Origin of the sequence: Clostridium sp. FP2, from assembly GCF_011065955.2 — a bacterium.
Taxonomy (GTDB): domain Bacteria; phylum Bacillota; class Clostridia; order Clostridiales; family Clostridiaceae; genus Clostridium_AD; species Clostridium_AD tagluense.
In genome coordinates this window covers 108758-129845 of sequence record NZ_JAAMNI020000001.1, presented here as the reverse complement: position 1 = coordinate 129845, position 21088 = coordinate 108758, and the positions used below count along the sequence as shown (strand labels likewise).

The 21088-nt window shown below is 30.4% G+C and carries 17 protein-coding genes; 8 read left to right on the top strand and 9 right to left on the bottom strand.

What is annotated here, in order from left to right; translation table 11 throughout:
* Nucleotides 1–52 precede the first annotated feature (52 nt).
* Both G9F71_RS00630 and G9F71_RS00625 read right to left on the bottom strand, forming a co-directional pair.
* The gene (locus tag G9F71_RS00630) at nucleotides 53–757 is read right to left on the bottom strand and encodes a glutaminyl-peptide cyclotransferase (RefSeq protein ID WP_164947029.1); all 705 of its coding nucleotides are present in this window, start codon (nucleotides 755–757) and stop codon (nucleotides 53–55) included.
* A 155-nt stretch (nucleotides 758–912) separates the two neighbouring features.
* Nucleotides 913–1224, bottom strand: coding sequence for a hypothetical protein (locus tag G9F71_RS00625; protein ID WP_164947030.1), 312 nt, complete (start codon nucleotides 1222–1224; stop codon nucleotides 913–915).
* A 405-nt stretch (nucleotides 1225–1629) separates the two neighbouring features.
* On the opposite strand from G9F71_RS00625, the gene G9F71_RS00620 reads away from it, so the two are divergent.
* On the top strand, nucleotides 1630–4158 hold the full coding sequence (locus G9F71_RS00620; protein ID WP_164951913.1) for a YceG family protein: 2529 nt from the start codon (nucleotides 1630–1632) through the stop codon (nucleotides 4156–4158).
* A gap of 107 nt (nucleotides 4159–4265) precedes the next feature.
* Here G9F71_RS00620 and fliB read toward each other — a convergent pair whose 3' ends face one another.
* Genes fliB through G9F71_RS00605 form a run of 3 tightly spaced genes read right to left on the bottom strand, consistent with a single transcriptional unit; the run spans nucleotide 4266 to nucleotide 7023 of the window.
* Nucleotides 4266–5495 (bottom strand): flagellin lysine-N-methylase, encoded by a 1230-nt coding sequence (gene fliB, locus G9F71_RS00615; protein WP_164951914.1) that lies wholly within the window; start codon nucleotides 5493–5495, stop codon nucleotides 4266–4268.
* Nucleotides 5496–5517: 22 nt separating this feature from the next.
* A complete protein-coding gene (locus G9F71_RS00610) occupies nucleotides 5518–6348 on the bottom strand; it encodes a TerD family protein (RefSeq protein WP_164951915.1) in 831 nt (276 codons plus the stop codon).
* A 15-nt stretch (nucleotides 6349–6363) separates the two neighbouring features.
* Complete coding sequence (locus tag G9F71_RS00605; RefSeq protein WP_164951916.1) at nucleotides 6364–7023, bottom strand: AIM24 family protein; 660 nt, start codon at nucleotides 7021–7023, stop codon at nucleotides 6364–6366.
* A 367-nt stretch (nucleotides 7024–7390) separates the two neighbouring features.
* On the opposite strand from G9F71_RS00605, the gene G9F71_RS00600 reads away from it, so the two are divergent.
* The 4 genes from G9F71_RS00600 to G9F71_RS00585 are packed head-to-tail and all read left to right on the top strand — an operon-like array spanning nucleotide 7391 to nucleotide 11900.
* Nucleotides 7391–8482, top strand: a complete 1092-nt coding sequence (locus G9F71_RS00600) for an HpcH/HpaI aldolase/citrate lyase family protein (RefSeq protein ID WP_164951917.1) — start codon at nucleotides 7391–7393, stop codon at nucleotides 8480–8482.
* Complete coding sequence (locus G9F71_RS00595; protein ID WP_164951918.1) at nucleotides 8427–9803, top strand: phosphoribosyltransferase family protein; 1377 nt, start codon at nucleotides 8427–8429, stop codon at nucleotides 9801–9803. The genes G9F71_RS00600 and G9F71_RS00595 overlap by 56 nt, the downstream gene beginning before the upstream one ends.
* 44 nt (nucleotides 9804–9847) lie before the next feature.
* Nucleotides 9848–10984 carry a cysteine protease StiP family protein gene (locus G9F71_RS00590; RefSeq protein ID WP_164951919.1) on the top strand — a complete coding sequence of 379 codons (1137 nt, stop codon included), beginning with the start codon at nucleotides 9848–9850 and terminating at the stop codon, nucleotides 10982–10984.
* 46 nt (nucleotides 10985–11030) lie between these two features.
* Nucleotides 11031–11900: an HAD hydrolase family protein gene (locus tag G9F71_RS00585; protein WP_164951920.1), complete on the top strand. Its 870-nt coding sequence runs from the start codon at nucleotides 11031–11033 to the stop codon at nucleotides 11898–11900.
* A gap of 72 nt (nucleotides 11901–11972) precedes the next feature.
* On the opposite strand, the gene G9F71_RS00580 is transcribed toward G9F71_RS00585, so the two are convergent.
* The 4 genes from G9F71_RS00580 to G9F71_RS00565 all read right to left on the bottom strand — a co-directional run bounded on the left by G9F71_RS00580 (nucleotide 11973) and on the right by G9F71_RS00565 (nucleotide 16749).
* Nucleotides 11973–14750, bottom strand: coding sequence for a calcium-translocating P-type ATPase, PMCA-type (locus tag G9F71_RS00580; RefSeq protein WP_164951921.1), 2778 nt, complete (start codon nucleotides 14748–14750; stop codon nucleotides 11973–11975).
* Nucleotides 14751–14874: 124 nt separating this feature from the next.
* Nucleotides 14875–15480 carry a TerD family protein gene (locus G9F71_RS00575; protein ID WP_125004958.1) on the bottom strand — a complete coding sequence of 202 codons (606 nt, stop codon included), beginning with the start codon at nucleotides 15478–15480 and terminating at the stop codon, nucleotides 14875–14877.
* 64 nt (nucleotides 15481–15544) lie between these two features.
* Entirely contained in the window at nucleotides 15545–16123 is a 579-nt protein-coding gene (locus G9F71_RS00570) for a TerD family protein (protein WP_125004956.1), read from the bottom strand.
* 41 nt (nucleotides 16124–16164) lie between these two features.
* Nucleotides 16165–16749, bottom strand: a complete 585-nt coding sequence (locus tag G9F71_RS00565; RefSeq protein ID WP_369430066.1) for a TerD family protein — start codon at nucleotides 16747–16749, stop codon at nucleotides 16165–16167.
* Nucleotides 16750–17367: 618 nt separating this feature from the next.
* Between G9F71_RS00565 and G9F71_RS00560 the strand changes: the two genes are divergently transcribed.
* From G9F71_RS00560 to glgD, 3 genes are all read left to right on the top strand, one after another.
* Nucleotides 17368–18579, top strand: a complete 1212-nt coding sequence (locus G9F71_RS00560) for an Nramp family divalent metal transporter (protein WP_164951940.1) — start codon at nucleotides 17368–17370, stop codon at nucleotides 18577–18579.
* A gap of 223 nt (nucleotides 18580–18802) precedes the next feature.
* On the top strand, nucleotides 18803–19948 hold the full coding sequence (locus G9F71_RS00555) for a glucose-1-phosphate adenylyltransferase (RefSeq protein WP_164951923.1): 1146 nt from the start codon (nucleotides 18803–18805) through the stop codon (nucleotides 19946–19948).
* A 9-nt stretch (nucleotides 19949–19957) separates the two neighbouring features.
* On the top strand, nucleotides 19958–21067 hold the full coding sequence (gene glgD, locus G9F71_RS00550) for a glucose-1-phosphate adenylyltransferase subunit GlgD (protein WP_164951924.1): 1110 nt from the start codon (nucleotides 19958–19960) through the stop codon (nucleotides 21065–21067).
* Nucleotides 21068–21088: the final 21 nt, after the last annotated feature.

Here is a 21088-nt window from a genome sequence, read left to right as displayed (position 1 = left end):
TGCTTCATCTTATTTTATTAATTATTACCTAATTAAGTTCTATAAAGTATATCTAAATTATCTTTATTTCAAATACTTTAGGCCACCTCTTTCCAGTTACAAAAAATCGATTATTTTCACTATCATAGGTTATTCCATTCAGTGTACCTGCATTTTTATATTCCTTAGGACTTAACAACCCCTTAAGGTCTATCCACCCAGTTATTTTGCCGCTATAAGGACAAATTCTAGCAATTTTATCGCTTTTCCATACATTAGCATAAATTTCCCCTTTAATAAACTCCAGTTCATTTAGTCTCGTAATAGGCTTAAATTCATCATGAACTTTAATACTATATACCTTTTTAAAGTTTTTAGGATTCAAAAAAGATATTTCATCCGTACCATCACTCATAATTAAATGCTCATCATTATGAGTAATTCCCCAACCTTCTGTATTATAATAAAACTTATTGATTAGGTTAAAATTATCTTTATCATAAATAAAACCCACTTTAGATTTCCATGTTAACTGAAAAATTTTATCATGGTAAAGTGTAATGCCCTCACCAAAGTAATTTTCATGTAATTTGTGTAATTTTAAAATCTCACCTGTTTGTAATTCTACTTTACGAAGCGTAGACTCATTATATTTTCCGGTACTTTCATAAAAATATCCACATTCATACACCAACCCTTCAGTAAAAGAACTAACATCATGTGGATAAGTATTTATAATATCGTAAGAATATATTGGAATATTTTTAAAATACACCATAACCATCACATCCCTACATAATTTAAGTTTCCCATTATTATATGTATATTTCAACACTTATGTTAATACTAACGCAAAACAAAGTCATATATTATTACTTCATCTTTACATAAGATATCTTAACTATATAAATTATAAAACTTAATAGTAAATTTTTACCCGAAAAATTCTGGGTTTTTAACATTATCTGCTCTTATTGCCTTTTTCATTATGGTAAGATCAATAGTTTGGTTATCTTTATCAAAAGAGCAAGGATATTTGCTGCCACAGGTGCTACATTCTATATATTCCTTGAAGCAAGTTTGTTCTCTATTATCAAATAAAAACGGCAGATTTTCAGATCCCTCCTCAGATATAGTCTCATTAACTGTATCTATTTTGTATGTATAGAGGAAAGTGGCTTCATGCTTTATTTCGAAGTTTTTGCTATTACATTTTGGACATTTAAGTGATTCATTTATTTTCAACTTATTACTTCCTTTCTAACTTATTATATTTATAGTCTTTGTTTATTTTCCTTTCCTATTCTTCTTATTATAATTAGAGATTTATAGTATTTTTATATACTAAATGATAAAATATGTATTATAAGTAAATTAATTTTAGCTATATTTAATATGAGTCATGGTGTTTATGAAATTGTAAACTCCGCCTGGTAGTATGATTTTTGATTCTATATAGCTATTAGTGGATTTGCTGATCTTTATTTAAGTCTCAGGAAGAAAAATGGAGAGTAGTCCTCAATTCTTCTATTACCTAATAGTAATATTAATGGTAAACTAGTAGTAAATAAAATTGTTTTTATTATTAACTTTTTACATCTATTTTCATTGTGTATCATAGATGTAAGAATAAGCTTGGAGGTTTACACTTTGATTAATACTAGAAAACAAATAAGTACATCTATCTTAGAAGCACAAGATTTATTTCAAGATATATTTGTTCCTGTAAATAAGAGGCAGGGGTTTATTAAATCAAAATCCCCTAATATACCTATTTATTTTTATAGATATATTGGTATTATTGAAAATAGTGAACTCTATTATGAGAATTTACATAAACTAAACAATACACTTACTTCACTTGGAGACTTGTATATAAACTTTACCTCTGGAATACCAGTGAAAATTTTATCTACATCCATAACAGAAATACCTTGGACTGGACTTCTAGGTTCTAATTCAACTGAAAGAAATACACTAATCAATATTCTTAAAACTAAAGGTCTATTCCCAGAGTTTAATAACAATTTTTTCAATGATTACATCCAAAATAGCTTCGATGAAACCCTAGCTCTATATTTAGCAAATGAACCTAATACTACAGAAACTGTAATGAAAAATTTTGCTGTTAAATTGCTTGGATGGACTTTGGACTTTGCTCCAAAGTTATTTCATAGTTCTAATTATAATTCTAGACTAGAGACCGATATTATAAATCCCAAGGTGCTTTTTTATGGTGACATAAAAAAACATGAAGTTTATTTTTTGATACTTTTGTCTAAACTAAGTTGTGATGTTATATATATTAATTCCATGTCAGATATAGAGTTTGCAAAAATCGATAAACTAAATATTCATTCAAAACTCATAAAGTTACCTAAAACTCAGCCCTTAATAGATCTTAACCTAAAAACAACTCACAACTTTAAGGAAACTATTGTGGATGATACTAATAATTTAAAAGAAACTGTTATTAAAATTGAGCAACCTGTTGTAGAAAATAGAAATCTACCTTCAGATATAATCTTTAAAGGTTCTATTAACACTTTACTTAAAAGCAGTATGAATATATTTAATGATTTAATCCTACCCGTTAATAAAAGGATTGGATTTATAGGAGGCAGCGTACCTTTTATCCCAGTGTATTTCTATAGATATATAGGAATAAAAGAAAATGAAGATGATTATTATAATGACTTATTTAGATTAGATAAAAGTTTAAGTATGTTCACTGGGTTATATTTAAAATTTACAGACTCTATACCTATACGCACTGCTGCTAAATTAATCAATAGCACTCTAAATATATGGCAGCATGTGGATCCTTTTGATGCTTCACTGACTACTAAGATTGCTGCATTGCTTATGGAACATAAAGTTTTTCCAACTAATAATAATACTTTAAATTGTTCTATGGCAAATAGTTTTAGCTATATATTAGATTTATACTGCAAAGAAGAGAAGAATTTAAACTTATCTAAGGTTAAGAATTTTTCACTTAAATTACTTTCTTGGGTTCATGATTTTGTTCCTACCCTTGTGAAGAATTTTCACTTTCAAGACACTTCCACAGATGAAATTATAAATCCTAAAATTATATACTATGGTGAAATTAAAAAGCATGAGCTTTTATTCTTAATTTTTTTATCTAAATTAGGCTGTGATGTGTTATATATAAATTCTTTAAGTGATAGTTTTTTAGACCTTACAGAATATAGCGATACATTTTCAAAGTGCTTTGAACTACCGTATAATGCTGATTTAAAAGAATTTCCAAAAGAAGAGAAGCTTATACGCAAGGAAACTATTGCTGCATCTGCCTCTAGAGAATTATCAAACTCATTGTACACTGATGGAGATGGTTTTTATAGACCTTGGCAATTTGAGGAGTATAAAACTCAGCCTGTGACACTTAATACTACCTTTCATGAATTTAAACTTTTATGGAATGAACCATCTAGTCTTCGCACAGGATTTAGAGTAGAAAATAACACCGTATACATGCCAAACTTATTCGCAAAAATAAGTGGCGTTCCCAATGATTTAACTTTATATTGGAAGGATTTTTTCCATTTAAAATCCGCAGATAATACATTATTTATACCAGGAATTCCTTTTACTAATATAACTTACTCTAAAACGGATTTATACTCCTTAGCCTTTGTATTTGATAATAATGGATTTGTTGATGAAAAAAAACTACTAACCCACAGTTGTTATAAATTTTCTTATTTAAAAACTTCTCTGCAACATATTATTTCAGAAAAAATAAACTATTTTTTGAAAACAGATATGTTAAAAAAAGCTATAGATAAGGAATTTAAATTAAAGATTTTAATGACTATTTTGAATGCTGATAAAAACATATTACAACTAATTCAGCAGTACGATTATCCTTCAAAGATACCTAAACTTCTTATTTATGATAATAATGAAAGTATTTTTAGTGATGAGGATTGCATTATGTTGTGTTTCTTAAACCTATTTGGATTTGACATTAGTATATTAACGCCTACTGGCTATAATAATATAGAAGGAAAAATTCAGGAGAAATTCTATGATACTCATAGATTAGAAGAAGTGAATTTTAATTTACCCTTACCTGATTTTAATGATGAAAAAAAATATACCAAAGAAAAAGCTAAAAGCTTCTTCTCTAATATTTTTAACTTTAAATAATTATATATTATCCGTACAACGGTATATGTTAATCTCCAAATAAATATCAATATAGAATAACACTAATAACTTCATCTATAGTAAGTTATTAGTGTTATTCTATACTTCTAATAAATATTTAAAAGTACTTTAGCAAATTCTATATTATCAAATTTATTTTCTTTTATATAATTTACTACATCAGCTGTATAAGTTTTGTGATGCCCTATGGTTTTTGAGAAAACTTGAATAAACTCAACTATAGCTTCTTTAGACTCCTGTTTATTATATAGATATTTCCCAACCAAATAAAATCTAATAAATGAATATCTTATTAAAAGCATAATATACCCATCAAACATTAAATCTGTTACAGAGAACGGAAACATGTTGTTATATATAAAATTCACCAAATAATTTTCAAAAATATAGCTATCATTATTTATAAATTTTTCAGTATAATCTTCAAATGCTTTTATGTACAACTCTGAGTGTTTACTTATGCCCCCTTCTTCCTCAAATTTAAATTCAACTATAATTTGCTTAGTATATTCCTTAAAAGAAGGACTGTCCACTTCTTTAAATACATTTAAAAAACCCACCATCTTTTTGAAAAAATCCATCCCAGCAATATAACTTAATTGATTTTTTTCTTGCGAATCACTAATTGAATTTATATCATATTCTTTAATAAACTTAGGTACATTATTATAATTATGTTTAGATTCTTTTTCTAATGTGTTTATAAACTGACCTAATATATAAAGCCTTTGAGTTAAATCGATTTTTCTATTTTTTATTATTTTAATACTCAAATCTCTAATTTCTTTAAAATATTTTATAGGTGAATTGTTGAATTTTTTAGATTTAGTATCAATATCACTTGATATTATATGTTTTTCTAAAGTTTCCTTGCTCTCTTCAAATTGAATTCCTTCTTCTTTTAGTAAAATAATTCTTGCAGCTTCAAGGCAAGCTACATCAAGAGACATTTCATAACATCCATCTACTTTATTGATTATTCTGGGAAAAGATGTGCAAACATTTGAAAGATATTCTTCTCCAAGCTTAGAATAAATCATACAATAATTTTCTTCATCTAAAAAAGGACATCTTTTTCCACTTGCCAATTTTACCTTTCCGTAATCTACATTACTATCTAGATAATCATCATTATTGTGAACATTTTTTTGAAACATTCTCTTCATTTCTTTATCTTGAACTTTATAATACTGTCTAAAGGTAATCTTATCTATATCTATATCCCATCCAACACAACAACTGTCTTTGCACTTTCCACCTACGCACTTAAATTCTTTAAGATATCTGGGATATCTTTTTTTTATATTTTCCCCCATTGTATACTTCCTTTCCCTGTAGCTATACCGTAGCTATTCCATAATTATCACACAGTGCTTGAAGACCTCCTCTAAATCCACTGCCTATACAATTAATCTTCCACTCACTTTTATATCTGTATATCTCCGCTACTACCATTGCTGTTTGTACGGATAAATTTTCATTGAATTTATAGTTTAAAATTTCTTGTTTACTATCGCCGGCTATAATTCTAAAATATCCATCTGTTAACTGTCCAAAGTTTTGAAGCCTTTCATCTGCTTCATAAATAGTTACAGTAAATGCTAACTTTTCAATGTTGGATGGTATTAGATTTAAATCTAATTGAATGCACTCATTATAAGCATCTTTAAGAGAAGTATTATGATCTGCCTTAATAACTATTCCTCCACACGTACTCTTGGTGTTTTCATAAAATATAAAATCTTTTTCTATTGTTTTATCATTTATATCCACCATAAACACCGATACATCTAAATCAAACTCATTAGGTCCCTTTGAGATTGCATTATAATCTAGTGTTACTATCAATTTTGAAAGATTCTTAGCATTCTGATTTAGACTTAACTTTTGCCCTTTTCCTAGCTTAATGCTTTTTGTAACATCTACAAGTTTTCTTTTTTCCATATTATTATTTGGCTTTACGATAGCACTCTCTTTAGGTCCTGCAGTGACATTAGAAAATAAACTATTTGTATTTTGAGAATTATTTTCCTCTGTGCGCTGCTTTACACCCATTGCTATAGTAGAATTATTTTCTGGTCTTATGCTGGTTTCAATAATTAATTTCCCATATTGTTTCTTTTGGGATGTTATTATTTTTTTATTAGTATTATCAATAATTATAGCCACAAACACATCCCCCCCTTAATCTATTGCAACATTTAATCCTGAAACTCTTTCATAAGGCTGAATAATTACAGTTTCCCCCTGAGAATTAAATTCTAACATATAGGATTCTCCGGAGGTTTGTCCAAGGAAAGTTTTCCAATTTACATCAGTCTTAAAATTAGGATCAGGACCTGTCCAACATACCACTGCATCAGGATCCACTACGCAAGGTGTTTCTAAAATAATAGGATTTCCATTGGTAGTTATAACTACCTGAGGATTATTGCCAGTTGCTGTTAGATTTGATGTGAACATCCCCTTTTGAGATATTACCCCGGATCCCATAAATCTAACTCCATATTTACAGCCTTCAGTAAAAGCAAGTAAATTTTCTCCTTCAACTCCTATACTCTGACCTGGCTGTAGTGTAATTATAGTAATATGTTGCGCTCTATTTGCCATATAATAACTACCACTACCATTTACTTTCATAATCGGAATGTTTTCTCCCGAAAGCTTTCTTGCTGCTAGATTCATAACGGATTTGAATATGCTTTGATTACTATTTGTATCTAATAATACCTTTTCAGAAGTAAAGTTACCCTTGTAAGCTACCATTGCACCTAATTTTGCGAAGAAATGACCATCGCCCTCTGCGATACAAGTAAGCTCTTGATGATTTTTAAAACTAAACATGCGTATTAACTCCTTTCTTTATTGCAATATAAGCGAATCTTTTATTATAAAATTTGTATTTTTGTGTAAATTTTAATTTTTGAATTGTGTGTATACATTATATCATATTGTATACTATTAGCCTTTATTTAAATGAAAACTGGCCTAAAGATAATATTGAAAAAAATCATTTACAAAATAAAGCCCTTGATTTTGAAGAAGTATAACTCAAATCTCATTCATAATTGTTAAAACTCCTTAACACACAGTAATTCCTATGTGTAATATGTAATTGTTTATATAACTATGTTATAATTATATATTACAATCAGTACTATGTGTCCTTTGGAATTGCTGATTAATTTATTATGTTAAATGGAGAAAAATTATGCGCTATTTTAATAATATTAACAATTCACAAGATATTTTTTTTAAAATCCCTTCATCTTACAATCTATTTTCCTCAAAAGAAGATTTATCCTATGCACTAGGAGCATGCTTATATATGCCAGGAACTCGGGAAAATCTGCTAGTGGACATACTTTTTAATAAAAGTATGGGTGCTCACACTATTACTCTTTGTATTGAAGATTCTGTATCAACAAATGAAGTTGTGCAAGCTGAAAATAATATTATTGACCTATTTATGAAGATAGCACTTGCTTTAAAAGAAGATTCTTCTTTTTTGGACCGTCTTCCCCTTATTTTTATTAGAGTTCGTAATATTTACCAACTTCAAAGATTACTCAATGAATCCTCCTTAACTGGGCTTTGTGGCTTTATTTTCCCTAAATTTAATGCTCCACTTGGTGAGGAATATTTTTCCTTGCTAAAAGAATATAATGAGTCTAATAAAAGGACTTTGTACGGAATGCCAATCCTTGAAACACCAAACATAATTCATAAAGAAACTCGGGTGGAAGAACTTATTAAAATAAAACATATTGTAGATTATTATAAAGACTATGTTTTAAACATTCGAATTGGTGGAACAGATTTTTCTGGATTATATAGTCTTCGTCGGAGTAAGGATTTTACCGTGTACGACTTAACCGTAGTACAGGGCTGTATAAGCGATATAATAAATGTCTTTAAAAGAGATAATTATGTTATATCTGGAGTAGTTTATGAATATTATAGCAAAGTTTTAGATTTAAATAATAATGTTCTTATTAAAGAAACTCTTTTAGATAGAACTAATGGATTAATTGGTAAAACCGTTATACACCCAACCCAAGTAAATATTGTTAATTCTCTTATGGTGGTTTCTAAAGAAGATTATATAGATGCGAGCAATATTCTTAGTTCCTCCCTTGATGGTGTAATAAAAAGCAATTACTCAAATAAAATGAATGAAATAAAACCCCATGAAAAATGGGCTAAAGAAATATTACTAAAAGCTAAAATAATGGGGGTATTTGAAGATGGAAAATCGCACAGAGAATTGTTGCAACGGATCAATTCATTACAACATAGATAATAGACTAGACATATCACTTAATATAAAGGAAAACCTATGTAATATTCCGGTATCCAATCTTTTTACTATGTCCGCTCGTGAAAATAAAAAGAGAGATTTCTTGTTTGTAAGTAAGGTTATAGGAAAACATATGCCGATGATTCCAGATACTCTAAAAATCATTGGAGGGATTTTGGCCCGTCTTTGGGTTAATGAAAGAGAGGGCTCCTATGATTACCCTACTACCGAATTAGTTAATGCCCTTATATCTTTAGATGTATCTCTTAATATACCTGATTTAGATTTAGAAAACGGGCAAGAAATAGTTAAGATTAATAGTTTTCCATTTAATATAGAAAACACACATGATATTTTAAACACACCTATAAAACTTGCAAATAAAACTCTTTTTATAGGTTTTGCAGAGACTGCTACAGGTCTCGCTCAAGCAGTATTCCAAAATTTTTCAAATGCTGCTTATATCCATACCACACGTGAAAAAATAAATTCTATAGACCCTGCACTATTTTTTAATGAAGAACACTCTCATGCAGTAGAACATTCACTTTTTCCTTATGAAAAAGACTTTTTTAATGATTTTTGCGATATAGTTCTAATAGATGATGAACTTACTACCGGTAAATCTGCATTAAATTTAATAAAATGTCTTCCTGGAAAATCTTTTGGGATATTATCCATTCTAGACTGGCGAGATACTAATAGCTATAAAATGTTTGAGGATGAAAAAAATATAGATGTTAGAGTCTGTTCTTTATTAAAAGGGGATATTAAGTGTAGTAAAACAAAAGATATTATTAGCGATGCAATAACCATGGTTCCAAGCTCTACTAAACTAATTCCAGATAAAGATTATATTTTTGAAATAGGCGAAAGCATAGAAGGTTACAATAAATCTACTGGTAGATTTGGACTTAGTTCAGAAAATAATGCTAAAGTTTTCGAAGAAATCCAATCGATATCAGAAGTTTTAAAAAAAGAAAGAACTCCTGGCAACTGTCTTTGCATAGGAACTGGAGAATTTATATATTTACCTTGTAGTATAAGCGCAAAGCTTGGAGATAATGTATATTTTCAGTCCACTACAAGAAGTCCCGTTCATGCTAGAAACATCCATTGTTATGGGAATAAAAATAAGGTTGCTTTTCAAAGTCCGGAAGATGAAACTATAACTAACTACCTTTATAATATTACCGATAATTTTTATAACCAGGTATTCTTCTTTTCTGAAAAGCCTTTAACCAAAGAAAAAAAAGAAGAATTAAATAAAATCTTTTCCTATTTTCATGTGAAGTCTATTATATTTGCATGTTGGAAAGGCTAATAGCTTTTATTTTTCTAAATAATATATAAAAGAGGTGTATTTAAATGAATCAATGTATTTTTTCAGGAAGCTACCCCGCGGAAGATGTTGTATTTCTTCTTAAAGACATATCAAATCTTATAGTAGAACAAGATACTGAATTTAGAGAAAATGCTATACAAAGTGGAATTCATTATTCCGAGATGTTACCAATAGAATATACTCCCTCAAAAGAATACATGGATATTTTCTATAACACACTAGAAGGATCAAAAATCAAATTGGCTTCTCTAGTTTCTGTATTAAGCCATAAAATTATAGAAGCACGTGGTAAAAATATTGTTTTAGTTTCCCTTGCTAGAGCTGGCACTCCTATTGGCATATTAATTAAAAGGTATATTCAGTTTAAATATGATATAACCATCCCTCATTATAGTATTTCCATAATACGGGATAAAGGCATAGATAAAAATGCACTTGCCCATATATTACAAAATCACCCCTGTGCAGAAATACAATTCATTGATGGGTGGACAGGCAAAGGTGTTATTCAACATACCTTAACAAAAGCTTGCAAGGAAATTTATAAAGAGTTTAATATAAACCTTAATCCAAACCTAGCAGTATTATCTGATCCCGCTCACTGCACCCTTATTTACGGTACACGGGAGGATTTTTTAATCCCAAGTGCTTGCCTTAATTCTACAGTCTCAGGGCTTGTAAGCAGGACTGTACTTAATGATAATTATATTTCCAGTGATGATTTCCACGGTACCAAGTTTTATAGTGAATTAAAGTCCTCAGATGTTTCCAATTTTTATATTGACGAAATATGTAACTGTTTTAATAAAATAGATGAAAATTATCTATCTGAGCTTTTAACGTCGCAAAATACTTCTGAAATTGCTGCAGATATTGAGTTCAATGGTGAACATTTAAACTGCAAAGGACTTCGCGATATTGAAAGTATTAGAAATAAGTTTAATATTGATAATATTAATCTTATAAAACCAGGAATTGGAGAAACCACAAGAGTACTTTTAAGGAGAATTCCTTGGAAAATACTAGTTGATTCCTTTGATAACCCTAATTTATTACATATATTTAAGTTAGCTGAGGAAAAGCATATTCCTGTAGAAATATATAGTGATATGTGCTATTCCTCTTGTGGTATTATTAAATCATCTCCTGCGGAGCTGTAATAGCTTCGAAGAAGATATATATAAAGTAACCAAAGGATGTGACTATATGATATTTGCCTCGGACCTTGATAGCACGCTTATATATTCTTCAAGGCACTGCACCCTAATTAATGAAGAAAAACTTGTTCCTGTGGATTTTTATAATAATTGTAACAGTAGTTTCATTACTAAGTCCATTCAAAATAAACTAGAGCATATAAATGAAAGTATGCTTTTTATACCTGTCACCACCCGCTCTACAGCGCAATATATGAGAATGAATTACTTCTATGATGTAATAAGACCTAAATACGCAGTAGTAGCTAACGGAGGCATAATACTTAAAGATGGCAAGGAACTTAAAACTTGGTCAGATATAAGTTGTTCTAAAATTAAGGCCGCTACATCTATTGCGACTATGATAAAATTATGTAGTTTCTTTTTAGAAAGTGACTTTGTAAAATCATATAAAACTTGTGAAGATCTTTTTATATACTCCATTATGGATGAAGAAAAGTTAGCTAATACCTTTTTAAAGGGAGAAATAGCAATAGATTATTTCGAAGTATTAAGGCTCTTTTGCTCAAAGCATAATTATAGCCTATCAAAACAAGGAAAAAAGGTTTATATAGTACCTAATTGTATAAATAAATATGATCCTATAGAATATATAATGGAACTAGAAAATATAAATACATTTATAGCTGCTGGTGATTCTCTACTAGACTACCCTATGATTGAACATTCAAATTATGGGATAATTCCTTCACATGGAGAATTACTAAAGGCTGTTCCTGTGAAAAAACTTGAAGATACTGTATTTATTACAAAGACATCTGGTATATTTGCAGGTGAAGAAATTTTAGATATAGTACATGGAAAACTCCATGAAGTTCACGATGTTTCACAAGATAAATTACATTCCTATATTGTTTAGAATTATCATATATTCACTAATATAAAAAATCCACATTATTGATTTTACTCAATAATGTGGATTTTGTTGTTCCTAGGCTGCTATCTTTTCCTCTGATTCTGGTTTTACTTGTTGCTCTTTTTTTACAAAAGGCTTCATAACTAATTTTGCAATTTCATTTACAACTATTACAAGTGAAGATAATAGGATTATCTTAAGCCACATAGTAACACTTAAAGGAACTGCATTAAAGAATCCTGAAAACACTTCAGTTACAAATATCTGTGCTACTGCTGTAATCGAAATTATCTTTAAGAATATAGTGTTTTTTGTAAGACTAGGCAATATGCTGTTTGCTCCAAATTCTCTACAGTTAAAAGCATTAAATAATGCACTAAAAGCAAATAATGCGAATAATACTGTCTGCATTTCATTTGGTCCTGTAACCCCTTCTTTCGGGAATCCAGCGCCTAATATGTCGAATTTCATCTGAACCATAATAATACCAGTTATATATATAGCATTTAAAAGCATGCTCTTCATCATTTGTTTAGTTATAATACTGGCATTTCTATTTGTAGGTTTTCTGTTTAAAACAGCATCTCTTACTGGTTCTAGTCCTAGTGACAGTGCTGGTGGACCATCCATTATAATGTTTACCCATAAGAGTTGTATTGTAGTAAATGGCATTTGAAAATCAAATACTACAGATAAAATTGCTGTTAAGAATGCAATTATATTTACTGTTATCTGGAATTGAATAAATCTTTGGAAGTTTTCGTAAATACCTCTTCCCCATTTAATTCCTTTTACAATAGTTCCAAAACTATCATCTGTTAAAATTATATCTGCAGCATTTTTACTAACTTCAGTTCCAGCTATTCCCATAGCTATACCTACATCTGCTTTTGTAAGTGCTGGAGCATCGTTTATTCCATCTCCCGTTACAGCAACTACTTCTCCATTATTTTGAAGAGCTATAACTATTCTCATTTTTGTATCAGGTTTTGAACGTGCTACTATTGAAATAGTTGTTATCTCTTGTCTAAGTTCTTCGTCAGTTAATGTATCTATATAACTGGCCTCTACTGCTCTATTTTTACCACTAAGTAAACCTAATTCTTCCCCTATAGCAATAGCTGTATTAATATTGTCCCCTGTAAGCATTTTTGTAGCAACTCCTGCATTTCTAGCAGTTTCTACAGCTTCTTTAACATCAAGTCTTAGGGGATCTTTTATTCCTACAAAGCCTGTAAACACTAAATCATTTTCTAAGGTACCTTGCTCGGATGCCATGGCTACCTCTTCATCAATATTTCTATATGCAAAGCCAAGTACTCTCATAGATTTTTTTTGAAGTTTTTCAATTTCGTTGGATATTTCCTTCCTTCTAGCTTCATCTAACTCTACTTCCATACAATTAACATGCTCATATTTGCATAGCTCTAGAACGATTTCTGGTGCTCCCTTTGTTAATAATGTAGAGCCGCCCTCACCTTCTATAACTGTGCTCATTCTCTTACGTTTTGAACTAAATGGAATTTGATGAGCTATTTTTGCACTTTGTCTTTCTTGTACATAATCACAAGCATCATTATATAAAAGTAAAGCACATTCTGTTGCACTACCTAAATATTTAACTTCTTTACCTTCCTTTTGAATATCTGCCGTTGAATTTACAAGACAGTTATCTATAAAGTAGTTATTTCCATCACTTAATTCATTTCTTTCTTTGAACTTACCATTTAAATAAACTTTTTCTACAGTCATTCTATTTTGAGTAAGTGTACCTGTTTTATCTGAGCATATTACACTTACAGAACCTATTGTTTCACAGGCTTCTTTTTTAGTAACAAGGGCATTTATTTTAGCCATTTTCTGCATAGTGATTGCGAGTGTCATATTTATCATTGTTGGGAGTCCTTCTGGAACAGCGGCAACAATTAATGCAACACATACAACAAAAGCAGTTTTTATAGGTTCAACCGACTGTAAAAATGCAAATATTCCTGAAGTGTCTGGTGATATAGTCTTGGCCATTACCATTTTTACAATCATAACTATAAATAATACAGCAGCTATAGCACTTGATACTTTTGAAATCTTACCACCTAAATCTCCAAGCTTTGCTTGAAGTGGTGTTTGCAGATCACTATCCTCAAGATTTTTAGCTATTTCACCCATTTGAGAGCTATCACCAGTAGAAGTAACTACAAAGCTAGCTCTACCGTAAGCTACCAGCGTTCCACCAAAAACCATATTCAGTTGTTTTGCTGGAATAGGGTCTTGTACAATGTTTTTATCTTTAGATTTTATATTTTCCATCTCTATTACAACTTCAGAATCTTTGCTTACGTCCTCCGATTCTCCTGTAAGCATATCCTCTCTAACCATTAAATCAATACTACTTATAAGTCTTCCATCTGCTGGCACCATATCTCCAGTTTCAATTAAAACCATATCTCCTGGTACCAAATCGTTTTTATTTACTTGAATAATTTTCCCATTACGTGTTACTTTTACCTCTATGTTTTCTGTCATTTTTGAAAGTGCATCTGCGGCTTTTTGTGATTTTCCTTCTGTAAAAATACCTATACCAATTCCTACTGCTACGGCACATACTATACCAATAGCATCTTCAACCTCTCCTACTAATGCACTAATTACGGCTGCAACTAAAAGTATTATCATCATAGGCTCAGTTATTGCTTCCTTCACACTATCCCATATAGATCCTTTTTCTTGTTTAGTAAATTCGTTAGCACCGTATTTCTCCAGTCTTTCTTTAACCTCGGAACTCGATAATCCAACGCTGCTATCAACCTTAAGCTCATCTAAAACTTCTGAGCTCTGCTTATTAAAATATTTCATATTATCCACCTTTCAGTAATTTATATATTTCCTTTACATTAAAATGTAGAAAATGATGGACATGTCATTTTCTACACAAGTGCTTTTCTATAAATATATATTTATATCAATCTATACTCTATATTTATTGGTATTTTTTTGACATTTCATTTAATCCAGCAGAGGCATCGCCTTCACCTACAGCTATGAATTTCCATTCTCCGTTATTGCGATAAATTTCCGCAACGTATAAACCAGTTTTACCAGAATATTCTTCTGTCAAGTTAAAACGAAGCATTTCTTTGTTGTCTGTTACATTTACTAAGCGTATAAAAGCATTTTCTATCATGCCAAAATGTTGTTTACGCTCCGCTGCAGCATATATATTAACAACAAACACTAGCTTGGCTATATTTTGAGGTATACCTGATAGGTCAACCATGATTTGCTCATCGTCCCCATCGCCACTTCCAGTAAGATTGTCTCCCATATGCTGAACACTACCACATTTGCTTTTTAAATTTCCAAAATAAATTATATTTTCTTTGGATTTTATCTTATCATTTTCATCTAACATAAATACAGAAGCATCACAATCTACTTGTGCTTGACTGCCACCAAATAATCCTCCAAGTAATCCCTTAGATTTTTGTTTTACTGGATCCCATCCAAGTCCGACCATTGTCTTTTTTAAACCAGGATTATCTTTTGTTAGGCTTATTCTTTGACCCTTTTGTAAATTTATACTCATGTTTCCCAACTCCCCTAATATCTATTGTACTTGCTTACACTTATTAATTTATATTTGTATCCCTCTAAGCATCAAGACCATAATTCTTACAAAGGGCTGAAAGTCCGCCTTGAAAACCACTTCCTGTTGCACTAAACTTCCATTCTCCATTATTACGATATATTTCACAAAATACCAATGCAGTTTCTACTGAAAAATCCTCTGATAGGTCATACCTTAATATTTCTTCATTAGTTTCTTCATTTACTACTCTAACAAAGGCATTAGATATCTGACCAAAATTTTGAGCACGAGCTATTGCATCATGTATAGTAACTGTAATTGCAATTTTTTCAATATCTTTAGGTATTTTAGAAAATTCAACGATTAATTGTTCATCGTCTCCTTCTCCTTCTCCAGTTCTATTATCACCTGTATGTATAACAGCTCCTGATGAATGCTCTAAATTGTTATAAAATATAAAATCTAGGTCATTATTAGTTTTTCCATTGGCACCTACTAAAAAAGCTGAGGCATCTAAATCAAAATCGCCTCCACCTGAATATTTGTTTGTATCCCAGCCTAGTCCTATGATTGCTTTCTTTAAACTTGGATTGGTTTTGGTTAAATCAATTTTTTGACCTTTATTTAAGTTAATAGTCATGATTATTCCCCCTTAATTATTAGTCATCACCTTCGGCTATGTTAGTTTACACTAATTCCAAAGTTAGCACAAAGCGCAGATAATCCACCTTCGAATCCACTTCCAACTGCACTAAACTTCCATTCTCCATTATTACGGTATAGTTCAGCTACAACTACTGCAGTTTCAACGCTATAATCTTCGCTCAAATCATATCTTATTAATTCTTCATTGCTAGTCTCATCACAAATTCTTATAAATGCATTAGAAACTTGTCCAAAATTTTGAGATCTCTCCGCAGCCTCATGAATAGTTACTGTAAAGTTGATTTTTTCAACAGAAGCTGGAACTTTACTTAGTTCTATTCTAATTTGTTCATCATCGCCCTCACCCTCACCAGTCTTGTTGTCTCCCAAATGGGTTACAGACTCCGCTGAGTCCTTTGGGTTATTATAAAAAATAAAATCATTGTCAGATGTTACTTTTCCATTTGACCCAACCAAGAAAGCCGCTGCATCTAGGTCGAAAGCCGATCCCCCATCATATTTATTAGTATCCCAACCAAGTCCAACAATAACATTAACAAGACCCGGGTTGGTTTTAGTTAAATCTACCTTTTGACCTTTTTTCAAACTAATTGCCATAATAAATTCCTCCTCGAATGCCACTAAAGTGACTATAAAGACTTTTATAATATATTATATAGTAGTTAAATAATCGGTTTTAATTCATGAAAATAAAGTACTTTTTCTAAATTATTTCCAAAAATTCAGACAATAATCATTTTTTCTGAGTATTTATTAAAAAAGCCTTATTTTAGTTTAAATTACAAAATATAATTTAAACCCAATAAAGCAACACTCACTATTACTATTATAGCACCATTCCATACTAAACAGTAGATTATATAGATAAATGTACTTTACTTTTTTGTATATTTTTAGTGAACAATTTAACATTTTATTTATTAATTCTACAAAATAATAATAATAAACCGTAAATATGCACTCTGTATGAGAACAAAATATCTCTATGATCAAGTGTAAGTGTTATCCACAATCATTTGCACAAGCTGTTTCCTATATAATAAAAAAATATCCTTATTATAGTATATTTTCATTTATTCTATTTTTAATGTTGCTTTAAATAATAATTACTATATAATATATATTATATAGTACAACAATAAAATATAGGACGGAAGTGTTAAAGTGAAATTTTCAACTATTAAAAACCTTTTAAAAGATGACCATAAACCAAAACTTATGGCATTAGATTTTATAAAATATATTGGACCTGGACTGCTAGTAACTGTTGGATTTATAGATCCTGGTAACTGGGCAGCAAATGTTGCCGCTGGTGCCAGTTATGGATATACTCTACTTTGGATGGTAACCCTTTCAACTATTATGTTAATTGTTCTTCAACATAATGCGGCCCATCTTGGAATTGTTACAGGTAATTGTATAGCAGAAGCATCTACTGCCACCTTAAAACCAAAATTGAACAAAGTAGTGCTTGGCTCTGCAGTCGTGGCTGCAGTATCTACTGCTCTTGCAGAACTTCTTGGTGGCGCTATTGCTTTAAATATGTTATTTGGTATACCTATAAAACTAGGTACGGTATTAGTTTTAGCATTGATTTTATGGATGCTATTCACAAATTCTTATAAAAAGCTAGAAAAATGGATTATCGGCTTTGTTTCTATAATAGGAATATCTTTTATATTTGAACTTAGCCTTGTTCATATCGAATGGGGAAAAGCAATGATAAGTTGGGTTAAACCCTCTTTCCCTAAGGGATCTATTCCAATAATAATGAGCGTTCTGGGTGCCGTTGTAATGCCTCATAATTTATTTCTCCATTCGGAAATAATTCAAAGTCGTCAATGGAATCTAAAAGATGAAACTGTAATAAAAAAACAATTGAAGTATGAATTTATGGACACATTTTTCTCAATGATAATAGGTTGGGCTATAAATAGTGCTATGATACTTATTGCAGCTGCTACTTTCTTTACACAAAATATTCATGTTACGGAGCTTAGTCAAGCTCAACAAATGCTTACACCCATGCTTGGAAGTATAGCATCCGTAGTATTTGCACTAGCCCTACTGTTTGCAGGAATCGCCTCGTCAGTTACCGCTGGCATGGCTGGTGGTAGTATTTTTGCAGGAATATTTGGAGAACCTTATGATATTCATGATATTCATACTAAAATAGGTGTAGCAATTACTTTAGTTGGTGCTGCAGTAGTTATATTTTTTATATCGGAACCATTTAAGGGACTCATCTATTCTCAAATGCTCTTAAGTATCCAACTTCCTATAACTATATTCCTCCAGATATATTTAACTTCATCTAAAAAAGTTATGGGCAAGTATGCAAACACTAGATTCGATAAAGTAACTCTTTGGATTATTGGACTTATAGTAACTGCACTTAACATAATGCTATTATTAAGCTATATATTATAAATTCATATAATACAAAAAAAGGAATTGGGTGCAATATGTGCCCAATTCCTTTTTTACTATTTGCCACAATTATAAATATATTTTCTTTAAAAGGCATTAAATCACCTTCATCATAATATACATAGGTAAAGTAATATAATGAAGCTTTAAGCATCTTCAAAAATAGACAAGCTTATTAGTTAGTTTTTTATTGAAGAAGCCTTAGATAATGGGGGTATTTAAAATGCCAAAAAAAGAGATGATAGCTATGATTCTAGCAGGTGGACAAGGTAGTAGGCTTAAGATGCTTACTAAAAACACAGCAAAACCTGCAATACCTTTTGGGGGTAAGTATAGGATTATTGATTTTACTCTAAGTAATTGTTCAAATTCAGGAATAGATACGGTTGGGGTCCTAACACAATACCAACCCCTTGCACTAAATTCTCATATAGGTATAGGCGTCCCTTGGGATTTAGATAGAAATAACGGTGGAGTTACACTTCTCCCTCCTTATATGGATGAATCTGGAGGAGATTGGTATAAAGGTACCGCTAATGCAATCCATCAAAATACTAATTTTATAGACTCTTATGACCCAGAGTATGTACTTATTCTCTCTGGAGACCACGTTTACAAAATGGATTATTCAAAAATGCTCAATTTTCACAAAGAAAAATCCGCCGATGCTACTATAGCCGTTATTGAAGTTCCAATAGATGAAGCCTCTAGATTTGGAATAATGAATACTACTTCAGATAACAAAATATATGAATTTGAAGAAAAGCCTCAAAACCCCAAAAACAATATGGCTTCTATGGGTGTATATATTTTCAATTGGAAGTTTCTTAAAAGCTTTTTAAAGGATGATGAAAACAATAAACACTCCAACAACGATTTTGGGAAAAATATAATACCTTCTATGCTTAAAAACCAAAAGAAACTTTATGCCTATCCCTTTAACGGCTATTGGAAAGATGTAGGTACTATTAAAAGTCTTTGGGAAGCAAATATGGATTTAATAGATGATAATAATGAATTAAATATTCATGATGAATCTTGGAAGATATATTCCATAAATCCTACCAACCCAGCTCAATATATAGGCCCTAATGCAAAAGTTACAAGCTCACTGGTAGTGGAAGGATGCATTGTTCTTGGGGAAGTTTATAATTCAGTACTATTTCAAGGAGTTACAGTTGGAAAAAACTCTAAAATATCAAATTCTGTTATTATGCCTAACACCAAAATAGGGGACAATGTTGTTATCGATAAAGCTATAATTGGTAATAATGTTATCATAAGAGGTCATTCCCTTATAGGAATTGCAGATGACATAACTCTAGTTGCAGAAGGCACTGAAATTAAATCTAATTCAGTTATAAGATGAGGTGGTTAAATGCTTACTAATTATATGGGTATATTAAATCTAAACGAAAATGAAACAAATATAATAAGTCTTACTAAAAACAGACCACTAGCTTCTATTCCTATAGCTGCTAGGTATAGAATTATAGATTTCGCGTTATCTAACATGGTTAATTCAGGTCTTAAAAACATTGGAATTTTCACTCAAAGTAAATCTCGTTCCTTAGTAGATCACTTAGGTTCTGGAAAACCATGGGATTTAGATAGAAGGCTCAATGGGCTATTTGTTTTTAATTTTGGCATTGGTAACATGTCTATAAATGATGCAGAAATGTTGTGGAATAACATGGAATATATATATAGAAGTAAAGAAAAAAATGTTATTATTTCTCCCTCTTATATGATAGGGAATGTAGATTATATAGATGCCGTGAAATATCATGAAGAGAGACAGCAAGATATAACCGTCATATATAAAAATATTAAAACTGGGACTAAAAATTTCTTAAATTGCGACGTATTAAATATAGATGAAAAAAATAATGTACTAAGTGTAGGTAAGAATATGGGCACTTATGACAGTTTAAATATTTCCATGGAAATGTTCATTATGAAAAAGGACCTTTTAATATCACTCATTGATAAGTGTATACAAACTGGTTCTTACTTTACTATTAAGGATCTTATATATAAAAGCATTAAAGATTTAAAAGTTACGGCTTATGAATTTAAAGGCTACCTTCAATGTATTAATTCAATAAGTACCTACTACAAAGCTAATATGGACCTGTTAAACTTAAAAACAACTAAGGAATTATTTTTTAGTAATGGACCCATCTATACAAAAATTAAAGATGAACCACCTACTAAATATTACGATGAAAGCAACGTAAAAAATTCCATAATTGCTGACGGCTGTATTATAGAGGGGCTTATTGAAAATAGTGTTATATCAAGGGCAGTTGTAGTTCATAAAGGTGCTGAAATTAAAAATAGTATTATTCTTCAAAATTGCGAAATTGGAGAAAATTCTAAACTCTTCAATGTTATAATGGACAAAAATGTAATTATAGATAAAAATAAGCAACTTAATGGTGATGAAGAATTTCCACTTGTAATTGAAAAAAAGGCATTATTTTAAGGATATTTTAGAAAGGATACT

Coding starts and splice junctions, on each gene's coding strand:
- G9F71_RS00630 (WP_164947029.1), bottom strand. CDS start 757: ATGGTGTATTTTAAAAATATTCCAATATATTCTTACGATATTATAAAT.
- fliB (WP_164951914.1), bottom strand. CDS start 5,495: ATGGGGGAAAATATAAAAAAAAGATATCCCAGATATCTTAAAGAATTT.
- G9F71_RS00605 (WP_164951916.1), bottom strand. CDS start 7,023: ATGTTTAGTTTTAAAAATCATCAAGAGCTTACTTGTATCGCAGAGGGC.
- G9F71_RS00600 (WP_164951917.1), top strand. CDS start 7,391: ATGCGCTATTTTAATAATATTAACAATTCACAAGATATTTTTTTTAAA.
- G9F71_RS00595 (WP_164951918.1), top strand. CDS start 8,427: ATGGAAAATCGCACAGAGAATTGTTGCAACGGATCAATTCATTACAAC.
- G9F71_RS00590 (WP_164951919.1), top strand. CDS start 9,848: ATGAATCAATGTATTTTTTCAGGAAGCTACCCCGCGGAAGATGTTGTA.
- G9F71_RS00585 (WP_164951920.1), top strand. CDS start 11,031: ATGATATTTGCCTCGGACCTTGATAGCACGCTTATATATTCTTCAAGG.
- G9F71_RS00580 (WP_164951921.1), bottom strand. CDS start 14,750: ATGAAATATTTTAATAAGCAGAGCTCAGAAGTTTTAGATGAGCTTAAG.
- G9F71_RS00575 (WP_125004958.1), bottom strand. CDS start 15,480: ATGAGTATAAATTTACAAAAGGGTCAAAGAATAAGCCTAACAAAAGAT.
- G9F71_RS00570 (WP_125004956.1), bottom strand. CDS start 16,123: ATGACTATTAACTTAAATAAAGGTCAAAAAATTGATTTAACCAAAACC.
- G9F71_RS00560 (WP_164951940.1), top strand. CDS start 17,368: ATGGCATTAGATTTTATAAAATATATTGGACCTGGACTGCTAGTAACT.
- G9F71_RS00555 (WP_164951923.1), top strand. CDS start 18,803: ATGCCAAAAAAAGAGATGATAGCTATGATTCTAGCAGGTGGACAAGGT.
- glgD (WP_164951924.1), top strand. CDS start 19,958: ATGCTTACTAATTATATGGGTATATTAAATCTAAACGAAAATGAAACA.